Source organism: Streptomyces sp. NPDC043738 (assembly GCF_056436545.1).
In genome coordinates this window covers 1-13,358 of sequence record NZ_JBWKCJ010000038.1, presented here as the reverse complement: position 1 = coordinate 13,358, position 13,358 = coordinate 1, and the positions used below count along the sequence as shown (strand labels likewise).

The following is a 13,358-nucleotide window of genomic DNA, read 5'->3' as shown; positions in this document are numbered from 1 at the left end:
TTCGACGATCCGGTGATGTGGTCAGCGGTGGCCGTCGGCGACGGCCTTCTCGGTGGCGGCCCGCACCGCCGCCTCGATCTCCCCCGTGAGCGGGGAACGCGGCGGACGGGTGGGCCCGCCCCGCCGCCCGACGACGTCCATGGACAGCTTGATGGACTGGACGAACTCCGTCTTGGAGTCCCACCGCAGCAAGGAGTGCAGGGACTTGTAGAGCGGCAGGGCCGTGGCCAGGTCACCGGCGACGGCGGCGTGGTACAGCGCGGCGCAGCCGGCGGGGAAGGCGTTGGGGTATCCGGCGATCCAGCCGACGGCACCGGCGGTGGCGAGTTCGAGCAGCACGTCGTCGGCGCCGATCAGCAGATCGAGCTCCGGGGCGAGTTCGGCGAGCTCGTACGCCCGGCGCACGTCACCGGTGAACTCCTTCACGGCGACGATGCTGCCGTCCTGGTGCAGCCGGGCGAGCATGCCGGGCGTGAGATCGACCTTGGTGTCGATGGGGTTGTTGTACGCGACGACCGGCACCCCGGCCCGGGCGACCTCGGCGTAGTGGGCGCGCACGCCCGGCTCGTCGGCCCGGTAGGCGTTCGGGGGCAGCAGGAGCACCGAGCCGCAGCCCGCTTCGGCCGCCTGATCCGCCCAGTGCCGGGCTTCGGCACTGCCGTAGGCGGAGACGCCGGGCATGACGCGCCCTCCGTCGCCCGCGGCCTCGACGGCGGTCCGCACCACGCGGGTCCGCTCCTCGTCGGTGAGGGTCTGGTATTCGCCGAGCGAGCCGTTGGGCACGACTCCGTCGCAGCCGTTCGCGATGAGCCAGCGGACGTGTTCGGCGTAGGCGTCGTAGTCGACGGACAGGTCGTCACGCAGGGGCAGGGCGGTGGCGACCATGATGCCGCGCCAGGGGCGGGCGTTGTTCCAGGTGGTAGCGGTCATGCCGCGAAACCTCTCTAGGATGTGTGACATGTTACTGAGCCGTGCCTCGTCCGAGGGCGGCCCGGCTCGCGGTCAGCCGTCGCCGCCGGGGGCGGCGTCGGGGTCGGGTTCGGTGTCGGGGTGGTCCCCGGGCTCGTGTCTGACGGGGTCGTCCAGCGCGGCGAGCGCCGAGAGCGGGACGGGGGCGGCGAAAGGGCGGCGCTCGGCCGGGGCCTCGGCGGCCTGGCCGCCGGCGGCCAGGCAGGCCACCCCCGGACCGCACATCCGGCCCTGGCACCAGCCCATACCGGCCCGGGTCAGCAGTTTGACGGTGCGCGCGTCGCGCGCTCCGAGGTCCTCGACCGCCTCGCGGATCCGCCCGGCGGTGACCTCCTCGCAGCGGCACACATCGGTGTCGTCCGTGAGCCAGCGCGGCCACCCCGGGCCGGGCGCATGGGCGGCGGTCATCGCGTCGGCGAAGGCACGCATCCGGCCGATGCGGCGCTGGAGCTCCCGGACCCGTCCGGGATGGGCGGGGCGGTCCAGGATCCGGGCGGCCACCGACACTCCGGCCAACTCCCCCTCGGTGCGGGCGAGTCGGGCACCGCCCACTCCCCCGGTCTCGCCCGCCGCCCACAGGCCGCGTACCGATGTCTCCTGAAGGCCGTCCAGGGTCAGGGCCCTGGTGCCGTCGGACAGCGGGCGGGTGGCGCAGCCGAGCGCCGTGGCCAGTTCGATCTGGGGAACGAGGCCGTGTCCGACCGCCAGCGCGTCGCATTCGATCCGTCGCCCCGTCCCCCGTACGGGACGCCAGTCGCCGTCGAGACGAGTGACGGTGACGGCCTCCACCCGGTCGGTGCCGTGCACCTCGGTGACCGCGCTGCGCATCCGCACCCGCACCCGGTGCCACAGCAGCGCGGCGCCGTGGACCAGCGCCTCGGCCGCCTTGTGCGGATTGCCGACGAGCGCCCGGGGGTGCCGGGCGTACCGCAGATAGCCGGACGCCTCGACGACGGCCGGCACCCTCGCGCCGGCGGCGGCCAGCGAGGAGGCGACCGCGAGCAGCAGGGGGCCGCTGCCCGCCACCACGACCCTTCCCCCAGTTCTCGACTTCGCTCGAGCAGGGGAGACCCCGATCCCGGGCAGCACCAGGCCGGACTTGAGCATGGCCTGCGCTCCGCCGGCGCCCACGACACCGGGCAATGTCCAGCCGGGGAAAGGGAGTTGACGTTCACAGGCGCCGGTCGCCAGGAGCACCGCACGGGCCGCTACGCGCACGGGGCGCTCGCCGTCGCCGTCGGCTCCGGTGACGGCGTGCACCGCCCACGGCCCTTCGACGGCCCCGGGACCCTCCTCCTGCGTCACGCTCCACACATGATGTCCGGGAAGATGACGGACCTCGCTCCGTGCCAGCCGTCGGCACAGGTCGGCGTACGCGGACCAGTCATGGTGCAGCGCCTCGGGCCGGACGGCCCCCATGATGGGCGCGGGGGTGCGGTAGAACTGTCCGCCCGTCTGCGTGGAGGTGTCCAGCAGGGCGACGGACAGACCGAGTTCACCGGCCGCGACGGCTCCGGCGAGGCCGGCGGCGCCCGCACCGATCACCACCAGGTCGTACGGTTCAGACTCCGAGCGAGGCACGGCCGTGTCCTTCCTGAGTGGTGACGGCGTCCCCCGGCCGGGCCGGGACCAGGCAGGCCCGCCGATTGGGCTCTCCGTTGATGGTGGCGAGGCAGTCGTAGCACTGGCCGATGCCGCAGAACGCGCCCCGCGGGCGCCCGCCGCCGCGTGTGGTGCGCCAGGCGAGGATTCCGGCACCCCACAGCGCGGCGGCAACGGACTGGCCGGGCAGTGCGCTCACGGCGCGCCCGTCGAACGTGATCTGGAACGGCGGACCGGGCTGAGCGCCGACCAGCTCGGCGGGGGTACGGGCCACGGATCCTCCTTTCATGGCGGTCGTGGCAGACATGGCGGACGGTCTCAGGCGGTGGACGCGAAGCGATCCGGCCTGAACGGGCGGATGTCGAGGGGCGGTGCGCCGTCGGTCAGCGACCGTGCGACGGCCAGTCCGGTGGCGGGAGCCAGGCCGATCCCCGCACCCTCGTGACCGCAGGCGTGCAGCAGGCCGGGCACGCGCGGGTCCGGGCCGATGGCGGGCAGGTGGTCGGGAAGGTACGGGCGGAAGCCGACGTAGGTGCGCATCGCCCGAACCCCGGCGAGGACCGGGAAGAGCGCGGTGGCCTGGACCGCCAGACGCCGCAGCACCTCGACCGACAGGGTGCGGTCGAAGCCGACCCGCTCCCGGCTGGCGCCGATCAGGACCGGACCCGCCGGGGTGCCCTCCACCACCGCCGAACTCTGCAGCCCGGCGGAGCCGCTGGCCACATCGGCGACGTAGTCGGCCGCGTACACCTTGCGGCGGACGACGCGCGGCAGCGGCTCGGTGACCAGGACGAAGCCCCGGCGGGGCCGTACGGGCAGCTCGACACCCGCGAGGCGGGCGAGGTCGCCGCTCCAGGTCCCGGCGGCGTTCACCACATACGGGGCGTGGAGCTCCCCGGCCGCCGTACGCACCCCCCGGATCTCGCCGTTGGCCCCCGTGAGCAGGCCGGTGACCTCCTCACCGAGGCGCAGCCGGACCCGGTCGCCGCCCGTGCGCAGCAGATGCGCGGCGGCGAGCGCCGGCATGACCTGCGCGTCCTGGGGGTAGTGGAAGCCGCCCGCCAGGCCGCCGGCGAGATGGGGTTCCAGGTCGTGCAGGCGGTCGGGCGGGACCTCGTCCGCCGTGACACCTGACGTGCGCTGCCGGGCTGCGAAGTCCCCCAACGCGGCCATCCCGGCCTCATCGGAGGCGACGACCAGTCCGCCTTTGGGTTCGTACTCGACTTCCGGCGGGAGTTCGTCGGCCAGCTCCCGCCACAACTCGGTGGACAGCAGGGCGAGTTCGAGTTCGGGGCCCGGCTCCTTGTCGGAGACCAGGAGGTTGCCCTCGCCGGCCCCCGTCGTCCCGCCCGCCACAGGGCCGCGGTCGAGCACGGTGACGCGGAGGCCGGACCGGGCGGCGTAGTGGGCGCAGGCAGCGCCGATCACACCCGCCCCGACGACGATGACGTCTGCGGAGTTCCTCATGAGCACGGCAGTAATATTTCACATTGCACTGCGTCTGCCAAGAGGGTTCGGTCAACTGTCGAGCGGTTTCACCTCCGCGCCTCGACCGCGTCCCGCGCTCCCAACTGCGGCCCCCATGGGCACGGGTGAGTAAAGAAGGCGCCGACACCTTGTCAGTGCAATTTCACATTACTATGTTACCGGTCACATTCCAGCCTTCCCGTCAGCCCTGCCCGGCTGTCCGACTGCTTCCCGGAGTGACCACCCATGGACAAGCGCACCTGTACCGCCCTGGCCGCCACGCTGGTGGCGGCCCTCACCCTCGGCACGGCCGGCTGCTCCGGCGGACGGACGGTGGACGGCACCCGCGGCCGCAAGAACCCCGCAACGGCCAACAACGGCCGGACGGTCGGCGGGACGCCGACGAAGGGCGGCACCCTCACCGTCCTGTCCAACCAGGACTTCACCCACCTCGACCCGGCCCGTAACTGGGTGATGAACGACATGGATTTCGGCACCCGGCTGCTCTACCGCACCCTGGTGTCGTACCGAGCGGCCCCCGGAACCGCCGGCGCCGAGCTGGTCCCCGACCTCGCGACCGACCTCGGCACGCCGTCCAACGGCGCCAAGACCTGGACCTTCCACCTCAAGCCGGGGGTCAGGTACGAGGACGGGACGCCGGTCACCGCCCAGGACATCAAGTACAACGTGGAGCGGTCCTTCTCCCCGGACCTGCCCGGCGGCTCCGACTACGCGGCCCGCTACCTCAAGGGCGCCAAGGGCTATCAGGGCCCGGCCAAGGGCGAACACCTGGACTCCATCACGACGCCGGACGACAGGACGATCGTCTTCGAACTGCGCAGACCCTTCGCCGAGTTCCCCAACGCGACGGTGATGCCCACCTTCGCCCCGGTGCCGCAGGCCAAGGACAAGGGGCCCCGGTATGACAACCGACCGTTCTCCTCGGGGCCGTACAAGATCGAGACGTACCAGCGCAACAAGAAGCTGGTCCTGGTCCGCAACCCCCACTGGAACCCCGGGACGGACACCATACGCAAGGCCTACCCGGACAGACTGGTGATGCTGATGGGGCTCAAGCCCAACCAGATCGACGACCGGATGATCGCCAGCCAGGGCACGGACGCCTCCGCCGTCCCCTGGTACGCGCTGCGGCCGGAGAGCGCGGCGAAGGTGCTGCCCGACGCCGACGTGCGCAAGCGGTTGCTCGCCGAGTCGACCAACTGCACCGACATGGTGCAGATGCACACCGGGCGGGCCCCGTTCGACAACGTGAAGGTCCGTCAGGCCGTGCAGTACGCCCTGGACAAGGAGGTCGTGGTCACCGCCTCCGGCGGTCCCGCCTTCAACGACGTCTCCACCGCCTACATGCCCGCGGCCCTCTTCGACGGCAAGCAGCCCGACACCCTCCAGATCCCCGCCACCGGTGATGTGGACAAGGCCAGGCGGCTGCTGAAGGAGGCCGGCAAGCCGAACGGCTTCACCACCAAGATGACGGTCTCCAACGGTGACAAGGGGCGGGCCGAGGCGATCCAGCAGTCACTCGCCAAGGCCGGGATCACGGTCACCATCGAGACGGTCGACCCGTCCGCGTTCTACGCCGCCATCGGCGACACCACCCACCGCACCGACCTGGTCTACACCGGCTGGTGCCCGGACTATCCGTCCGGCTCGACCTTCCTGCCGTTCGTCTTCGACGGCCGCTACATCAAGGAGAAGGGGAACCTCGGCAACCACTCCCTCTACCGCGACGAGGCGACCATGAGGCGGATGGACGAGATCGCCGCGATGACCGATGCCAAGCAGGCCGTCGCCGCCTGGCGCGAGCTGGACGGCAAGATCCTCGCCAAGGCCCCGGCCGTACCCGTCCTGGTCCGGCGGTGGCCGCTGGTGGTGGGGACCAACATCGCGGGCGCGTACGGGCAGACCTCCTTCGGCGGTCAGCTCGACTACGCGTCGGTCGGTCTCAAGGACCCGGCCGCGAGCAAGGGCTGAGGAGCTCCCCCACCATGGCCACCACCTCCATGCCCGTACCGGCCGCCACCACCGCTCCGGCGGGCAGCGGCCCCTGGCGACTCGCCCTGCGCGAGTTGCGCCGCCGTACCTCCGTGAAGGTCTCCGTCGTCGTGATCGCGCTCTTCGCGCTCATGGCGGTCGCCGCCCCGCTGCTCAGCAGGCTAGGCGGCTGGTCCCCCGAGGAGTTCGACAAGAGCGCCGTCGATCCCTATCTCGGCGGGCAGCCGATCGGCCCGCTCGGCGGCGTCTCCGCCGACCACTGGCTCGGCGTCGAACCGGTCACCGGCCGCGACCTGTTCGCCCGGGTCGTCCACGGCGCCCAGGTGTCCCTGCTCATCGCCTTCGCCGCCACCGCGATCATCGTGATCACCGGCACGGCGGCCGGGATCGCCGCCGGCTACTTCGGCCGGCGCACCGACACGGTGCTCTCCCGGCTCATGGACCTGACGATGTCCTTCCCCTCCCTCATCTTCATGATCGCGATGATGTCCGTGGCCCGGGACGTCAACCGGATCGCGCTGATGATCGCCGTGATCGGGCTCTTCGGCTGGCCCGGCATCGCCCGTGTGGTGCGCGGTCAGACGCTCTCGCTCAAGCACCACGAGTACGTGGACGCCGCCCGCGTCGGCGCTTCGGGCCCCTGGCGGATCCTCACCCGCGACATCCTTCCGGGCACCGCCGGACCCGTCATCGCCTACACCACCCTGATCATCCCCGGGATGATCGCCACCGAGGCGGCCCTGAGCTACCTGGGCGTCGGTGTCCGCCCGCCCACCCCCTCATGGGGGCAGATGATCGCCGAGAGCGTCGCCTTCTACGACACGGACCCCATGTACTTCATCGTTCCCAGCACCTGTCTCTTCCTCACCGTGCTCGCCTTCACCCTGCTCGGCGACGCACTGCGGGACGTGCTCGACCCGAGAGGGAGCCGCACGTGATCCTCTACCTCGGCCGCCGGCTGCTCGGCGTCGTCGGTGTCCTGGTCGCCGTCGCCGCCGTCACCTTCCTCATCTTCTACGTACTGCCCTCCGACCCCGCCGCCGCGGCCTGCGGCAAGTCGTGCAGCACCGAGCGCCTGGCGGCGATCCGCGCCCACATGGGCCTGGACCAGCCGCTGTGGCGCCAGTTCGCGGACTTCACCACCGGCATCTTCACCGGCCGCACCATGGGCGGTGGCCGCTACGAGCTGCACTGTGATGTCCCGTGCCTGGGCTACTCGTACGAGAACAGCGAGGGCGTCTGGGACCTGCTCATGGACCGGCTGCCGGTCTCCGCCTCGCTCGCCCTGGGCGCCGCGGTGATCTGGCTGGTCCTCGGCCTGACCGCGGGCGTCACCGCCGCCCTGCGCAAGGACACCCTCACCGACCGCGCCCTGATGGTCGGCGCGGTCGCCGCCGCCTCCCTGCCCGTCTACTTCACCTCGGTGATGCTCATCTACGGACTGATCCGGACAGCGGGGCTCCTCCCCTATCCGAAGTACGTGGAGTTCACCTCCGACCCGCTCCACTGGGCCTCCAACCTGCTGCTGCCCTGGCTGGCCCTGGCCCTTCTGTATGCGGCCATGTACGCGCGCCAGAGCCGCAGTTCGATGATCGAGACGATGGCGGAACCGTTCATCCGCACGGCCCGCGCCAAGGGTCTGCCGCGCCGCACGGTGGTGGTCAAGCACGGGCTGCGGGCCGGTATGACGCCCATCCTCACCATCTTCGGGATGGACCTCGGCGGCCTGCTCGCGGGTGCGGTGATCACCGAGTCGATCTTCGGGATCCCCGGTATCGGGCGGCTCTTCTACGGGGCGCTGTCCACCGGTGACCAGCCGGTCGTCCTCGGTGTCACGCTCTTCGCCGCCGCCTTCATCGTCGTCGCCAACTTGGCCGTCGACCTGCTGTACGCCGTCGTCGATCCCCGAGTGAGGTACTGATGAGCACCCACGAACCCGTGCTCTCGGTACGGGACCTGACGGTCTCCTTCACCACCCCGCGCGGTCCGGTGCGGGCCGTGGACGGCCTCGGCTTCGACGTACGGCGGGGAGAGACCCTCGGCATCGTCGGCGAGTCCGGATCCGGCAAGTCCGTCACCTCCCTGGCGGTGATGGGGCTGCATACCGGCGCCTCGGTCACCGGCTCCATCGCCCTGGGCGGGCGGGAGTTGACCGGCCTGGCGGAGCGCGAGCTGAACCGGCTGCGCGGCCGCCGGATGGCGATGGTCTTCCAGGACCCGCTCTCCAGCCTCCATCCGTACTACACCGTGGGCGAGCAGATAGCCGAGCACCATCGCGTGCACTTCGGCAGCGGTCGAAAGGCCGCCCGTGAGCGGGCGGTCGAGGCACTGGCCGAGGTCGGCATCCCCGAGCCACGGCGCCGGGCACGGGAGTACCCGCATCGCTTCTCCGGCGGCATGCGCCAGCGAGTGATGATCGCCATGGCCCTGGCCTGCGAACCCGAGCTGCTCATCGCGGACGAGCCGACCACCGCCCTGGACGTCACCGTCCAGGCGCAGATCCTGGAACTCCTGGCCCGGCTCCAACAGGAGCGGGGACTGGCCGTCATCATGATCACGCACGATCTGGGAGTGGTGGCCCGTGTCGCCCACGAGGTCCTGGTGATGTACGGCGGCAGAGCCGTCGAACGGGCCGATGTGGACACCCTGTTCGCGGCCCCCGCCCACCCCTACACCCGCGGTCTGCTCGACTCCCTGCCCCGCCTCGACGACGGCGACGACGAACCTCTGCGCGCGATCCCCGGCAGCCCGCCGTCCCTGCTCACCCCCGCCCCCGGCTGCGCGTTCGCACCCCGCTGCCCCCGGGTCGCCGGTGCGCCCGCCCAGGAGCGCTCCCGCTGCGAGGCGGAACTCCCCCTCCTCGACGGCCCGGCCGGGCATCCGGCCGCCTGCCACTTCCCGGCGTACGAAGGCATGGCCTCATGACATCCACCGAACCCCTGTTGTCCGTACGGAACCTGACACTGACGTTCCCCGGCCGGCGGCGCTCCGCCCCGGTCCGGGCCGTCGACGGCATCACCTTCCATGTGGCGGCGGGCGAGACGCTGGGCCTGGTCGGCGAGTCCGGCTGCGGCAAGTCCACCACCGGCCGCACGATCGTCCGGCTCCTGGAACCCAGCGCGGGCGCCATCACCTACGACGGACACGACATCAGCCATCTGTCACAGCGCGAACTGAAGCCGCTCCGCAAGGACCTGCAGATGGTCTTCCAGGACCCGCACTCCTCGCTCAACCCGCGCCAGACGGTGGCCCGGATCATCGCCGATCCGCTGCTGGCGCAGGGTGGTTCGAGCGCCGACGCCCGTAGGCGGGCAGCCGAGCTGATGGACCTGGTGGGCCTCCTGCCCGAGCACATCGACCGCTATCCGCACGAGTTCTCCGGCGGCCAGGCACAGCGCATCGGCATCGCCCGCGCGCTGGCCACCGGCCCCCGCCTGGTCGTCGCCGACGAGCCGGTCTCCGCCCTCGACGTCTCCGTCCAGGCCCAGATCGTCAACCTGATGGAGCGGCTCCAGCACGAACTCGGCCTGGCCTACCTCTTCATCGCCCACGACCTGTCGGTCGTCAAGCGGGTGTGCGACCGGGTCGCCGTGATGTACCTGGGCCGGATCGTCGAGATCGGCCCGAAGCAGCAGGTGTACGCCGCCCCGGCCCATCCGTATACGCGCGCGCTCCTGTCGGCCGTACCGCTTCCCGACCCGGCCGCCGAACGGACCCGCGAGCGGATCACCCTGCTCGGGGACCCACCGAGCCCGGCCGCTCCCCCGCCCGGCTGCACCTTCCACCCGCGCTGCCCCAAGGCCCAGGAGATCTGCCGCGCCGCGGCGCCCTCCCTCCAGAGCACGATGCCGGGTACGACACGACAGGTGGCGTGCCACTTCCCCGAAGCGGCCTGAGGCGGCCTGGAGCGGCCCGAGCACGGTGCCCCGGCTCCTCGGAGGATCCGGGGCACCACCGTCGGCACCCGCACCCGCACCCGCACCAGCACCAGCACCAGCACCAGCACCAGCACCAGCACCAGCACCAGCACCCGAGAACGCGGGACGCAGTCCGAACGGCTTAGGTCTCTGGCCCGTTACGCCCCCGGGGTTCACCGGCCTAGCCTCTGGCCATGGATACGACGAGCGGAACACTCGGCGAAGCCCTGCAGCGTCTGCACGCCTCCGGTCCCGAGTTCCAGGGGTTTCTGAGCAATCACGGCCCGATGGCCGTCGAGGCCATGGTCCGCAACGGACAGGCCCGCACCGTCCACCGCTGGCTCGACACGTACGAGCACAAACTGGAGGACGTACCCAGCGCCCGCGCCCCCATCACCGACGCCGACTGGCCGGAGGCGCTGGGGGACACCGGCCGGGTCACGGACTGGACCGCGTACTTCAGCGGTCAGGTCACCGAACGGCCCTGGCGCGAGATCCTCGCCGAGTGGTGGCCGCGGCTGCTGCCCGGCATCGCGGGCGCCGCCACCCACCCCGTCATCCGCGTGGGCCACGCCGTACGCAGCCTGCTGACGGAGGGCGAGGACGAGGTGCGGATCGCGGAGTTGGCGCATGCGCTCGGCTACTGGGCCGCCCGCCATCTGCTCCTGCCCACCGCCGTGCGGCCGGCCGGCAGTGCCACTCCGGCAGAGGCGCTGGCCGCCCTCCCCCGCGTCGCCGAGCGGGGGCTGACACCCGTGCAGGGGTACGCCCGACTTCCGCATACCCCCGGGTGGTTGCACACCACCGAGTCGCTGCACGTCCCCGACGAGCCCGAGGCGGTACGCGAGCGGCTGGCCTCGCTCGTACGGGCCGCCACCCTCAACTACGCCGACCACGGCCATGGCAACGGCATCATGCTGGTGCACGCCGCCACCGCGCCGAACGCGGTACTGCGGACACTCCCCGCGCTCCCCCGGGAGCTGTGGGCCGGCTCCTTCGCCGCGGCCTGGGCGGCGACGTCGGCGATCACCGCCCTCTACGCCGCCGACACCCCGCTTCCGGCACCCGACGCCGCCTCGCTGACCCCCGAAGAGGTCTTCGAGCGGGCGGTCGCCAACGGCAACGAGCATGCGATCAAGTTCGCGGACACCGCACTGGATGTGGCGACGGCCTCCGAGGACGGCGACACCCGCGCCCTTTCGGCGGCGCTGAACGCCGTGCGGCTGATCGACGAGGACGACTGAGCCGGACCGGCGGACGCACCTCGGCGCGGCCGGCCGGCCGCGCCCGCGACCGCACGCGGCATCAACCCTCATCCCCCTCCCGAACCTCGTCCTCCTCATCCTCCTCGTCCTCCTCGCCGTACCAGCCTTCGACCATCCCGACGAGCCCTTCATCAACCGGATTGCCCACCTCGTCATCCTCGGCGAACAGGCGCCGCAGCATGTTCAGCGGGTACCAGTGCTCACCGGGACCGGCCTCGGGTGCGCCCACGCAGGGGGCGTCCAGAAGTCCCGGCGCCTCCGTCTCGCCGTAGAACGGCGGTACTTCGCCCGTGTCGAAGTCCGGCTCGAACTTCCATACCCACCCGTTGCGGTGGCACAGGACTTCGCCGACGTACCACACGGCGCCTTGTATGAAGGGGGTGCGGCGCTGCCGAGTGATCTCCTCCGTGTCCTTGTACTCCTGCCTCACCAGGTCTTCCAGTGCGTCCAGGGAGGCGCTGGAGAAGTCGAACGGGGTGACGCCTCCGGCTTCGCGGGCCCAGTGTTCGAAGCCGGTCCGTCGTTCGGTCAGCCACACCAGGAGATCGGGGTGCCGGGTCGAGTCGTAGCTCTCAGGGAGTGCAGGCATGCCCGGAACCGTACCGAACGCCACTGACAGTGACTCCCGGAGCTGGCCCGGTGAACCTTCCGCGCCGGGCCCGCGTCTTCCCCCGCGACCGCCACCACATGCCCAGGAGAACAGACCGTGGTCGACAAGGACGTTGAGCGAACCGACGAGCGGGGTTACGTCCCGGGGCCCTGGTGGGCGGACCTGGGGACGTGGGGGGCCGTCGCACTGATCGTCTTCGGGGGCCTCGCGGCAGCGTGGATCTTCTTCCGGCTGCCCGGCACCCCGGAGGAGCCGGCGTCCGGCTACTACGGAGCCTCAAAGGTCATAGCCATCGGCCTGGTGACCGTGGGATGCACCTTGCTCGGCCGCCGTCGCACCCGAACCGCAGCCATCGAGGAGACGAACGCACGGGAACGCGCCTGACGTCGCGCCAACTGGCCCTTCGGTCCGGTGTGTCGAAGTCGGCAACCGACCGCACAGTGGATCAACTGGGGGCGTCGCCGGCTCTGCAGCCGCTAAGACGGTTCCGCTGGGCTTGCGGCGGCCTGGAATTGCCGAGTGGTGCCCGGCGTTGATCAGACCATGACTCAAGGCCCGGCACCACGCCCACTGTCCGACGAAGCCCTCTCCGCCCTGCTCGGCAAGCAGCAGTTCGGCACCCTCGCCACTGTCAAGCGCAGCGGCCACCCCCACCTGACCACCATGCTCTACAGCTGGGACGCCGAGGCCCGTGTCGTGCGGTTCTCGACGACGGCCGACCGCGTCAAGGTCAGACAATTGCGCCGCGACCCGCGTGCGGCACTGCATGTACAGGGCGGCGACGTATGGTCGTTCGCCGTCGCCGAGGGCGAGGCCGAGGTGTCCGAGACCACGACCGTTCCTGGCGACGCGGTCGGACGGGAACTGCTCGGGATGATCCCGGAAGCCGCGAAACCGGAGGACGAAGGAGCGTTCCTGGAGCAGTTGGTCACCGAACGCCGGGTGGTCATCCGGTTGAAGGTGGACCGGCTGTACGGAACGGCGCTCGACATCGACGGCTAGGGCGCGTCCGACGGGTCAGGGTCGGCAACGCCGCGGCCCCGGCCACGCCCCGTCGGGCATGCCCTGGCCGGCTCCTGCCCGGCAAAGGAGCGCATCCGCTGAGGTGGCGGGCCACTGCGCACAGCAGCCTGACCAACAACCTGCGAACGGAGCCGGTATGGCCGTCGACATCGTCTACGAGACCCACTCGCTCACCGAGGACAACGAGAACGGGGTCGCCAGCGGCTGGCTCCCGGGCAGGCTCTCCGTACAAGGGCGATCGTTCGCCGCCCAGCTCGGCGAGCGCCGCCGCAACGACAACCTGGCGGCCGTCTTCGCCTCCGACCTGCACCGGGCGGTGGAGACTGCCCGCATCGCGTTCGCCGACAGCGGCATCCCCATTCACCAGGACCCGCGCCTGCGGGAGTGCGACTACGGCGGCTCTGACCGCAGTTCCGTGAATCCCCAGGTCAGCGGCGGGAACGACGGATCGTTTCACCAGGGTCTCGTACTGCGTGGTGATCAAGACGGTCG

Annotated in this window: 14 protein-coding genes; 9 read left to right on the top strand and 5 right to left on the bottom strand. The window is 71.4% G+C overall.

Translation table 11 applies throughout. The features are described 5' to 3' along the window. Nucleotides 1-21: 21 nt before the first annotated feature. From AC0680_RS33570 to AC0680_RS33555, 4 genes are all read right to left on the bottom strand, one after another. Nucleotides 22-930 (bottom strand): dihydrodipicolinate synthase family protein, encoded by a 909-nt coding sequence (locus AC0680_RS33570; protein WP_478636502.1) that lies wholly within the window; start codon nt 928-930, stop codon nt 22-24. A gap of 72 nt (nt 931-1,002) precedes the next feature. Then, nucleotides 1,003-2,550, bottom strand: a complete 1,548-nt coding sequence (locus AC0680_RS33565; RefSeq protein WP_478636500.1) for an FAD/NAD(P)-dependent oxidoreductase — start codon at nt 2,548-2,550, stop codon at nt 1,003-1,005. Further along, the gene (locus tag AC0680_RS33560) at nt 2,531-2,845 is read right to left on the bottom strand and encodes a (2Fe-2S)-binding protein (RefSeq protein ID WP_478636498.1); all 315 of its coding nucleotides are present in this window, start codon (nt 2,843-2,845) and stop codon (nt 2,531-2,533) included. Before AC0680_RS33560 ends, AC0680_RS33565 begins: the two co-directional genes overlap by 20 nt. A gap of 44 nt (nt 2,846-2,889) precedes the next feature. Beyond that, nucleotides 2,890-4,038: an NAD(P)/FAD-dependent oxidoreductase gene (locus tag AC0680_RS33555; RefSeq protein WP_478636496.1), complete on the bottom strand. Its 1,149-nt coding sequence runs from the start codon at nt 4,036-4,038 to the stop codon at nt 2,890-2,892. A gap of 246 nt (nt 4,039-4,284) precedes the next feature. On the opposite strand from AC0680_RS33555, the gene AC0680_RS33550 reads away from it, so the two are divergent. From AC0680_RS33550 to AC0680_RS33525, 6 genes are all read left to right on the top strand, one after another. Continuing rightward, the gene (locus tag AC0680_RS33550; RefSeq protein ID WP_478636494.1) at nt 4,285-6,030 is read left to right on the top strand and encodes an ABC transporter substrate-binding protein; all 1,746 of its coding nucleotides are present in this window, start codon (nt 4,285-4,287) and stop codon (nt 6,028-6,030) included. 14 nt (nt 6,031-6,044) lie between these two features. Further along, nucleotides 6,045-6,989 carry an ABC transporter permease gene (locus tag AC0680_RS33545; RefSeq protein WP_478636492.1) on the top strand — a complete coding sequence of 315 codons (945 nt, stop codon included), beginning with the start codon at nt 6,045-6,047 and terminating at the stop codon, nt 6,987-6,989. Next, nucleotides 6,986-7,972, top strand: a complete 987-nt coding sequence (locus AC0680_RS33540) for an ABC transporter permease (protein ID WP_478636490.1) — start codon at nt 6,986-6,988, stop codon at nt 7,970-7,972. Before AC0680_RS33545 ends, AC0680_RS33540 begins: the two co-directional genes overlap by 4 nt. Further along, the gene (locus AC0680_RS33535) at nt 7,972-8,976 is read left to right on the top strand and encodes an ABC transporter ATP-binding protein (RefSeq protein ID WP_478636488.1); all 1,005 of its coding nucleotides are present in this window, start codon (nt 7,972-7,974) and stop codon (nt 8,974-8,976) included. Before AC0680_RS33540 ends, AC0680_RS33535 begins: the two co-directional genes overlap by 1 nt. Further along, nucleotides 8,973-9,947 (top strand): ABC transporter ATP-binding protein, encoded by a 975-nt coding sequence (locus tag AC0680_RS33530; protein WP_478636486.1) that lies wholly within the window; start codon nt 8,973-8,975, stop codon nt 9,945-9,947. Before AC0680_RS33535 ends, AC0680_RS33530 begins: the two co-directional genes overlap by 4 nt. Nucleotides 9,948-10,162: 215 nt before the next feature. Further along, the gene (locus tag AC0680_RS33525; RefSeq protein ID WP_478636484.1) at nt 10,163-11,212 is read left to right on the top strand and encodes a questin oxidase family protein; all 1,050 of its coding nucleotides are present in this window, start codon (nt 10,163-10,165) and stop codon (nt 11,210-11,212) included. Between the two features lie 61 nt (nt 11,213-11,273). Here AC0680_RS33525 and AC0680_RS33520 read toward each other — a convergent pair whose 3' ends face one another. Further along, nucleotides 11,274-11,822 (bottom strand): hypothetical protein, encoded by a 549-nt coding sequence (locus tag AC0680_RS33520; protein WP_478636481.1) that lies wholly within the window; start codon nt 11,820-11,822, stop codon nt 11,274-11,276. A 117-nt stretch (nt 11,823-11,939) separates the two neighbouring features. Between AC0680_RS33520 and AC0680_RS33515 the strand changes: the two genes are divergently transcribed. The 3 genes from AC0680_RS33515 to AC0680_RS33505 form a co-directional block, all read left to right on the top strand. Further along, entirely contained in the window at nt 11,940-12,227 is a 288-nt protein-coding gene (locus AC0680_RS33515) for a hypothetical protein (protein WP_478636478.1), read from the top strand. Nucleotides 12,228-12,386: 159 nt separating this feature from the next. Next, complete coding sequence (locus AC0680_RS33510; RefSeq protein WP_478636475.1) at nt 12,387-12,845, top strand: pyridoxamine 5'-phosphate oxidase family protein; 459 nt, start codon at nt 12,387-12,389, stop codon at nt 12,843-12,845. A gap of 157 nt (nt 12,846-13,002) precedes the next feature. Next, on the top strand, nt 13,003-13,358 hold a 356-nt coding region (locus AC0680_RS33505), incomplete at its 3' end, for a histidine phosphatase family protein (protein ID WP_478636473.1).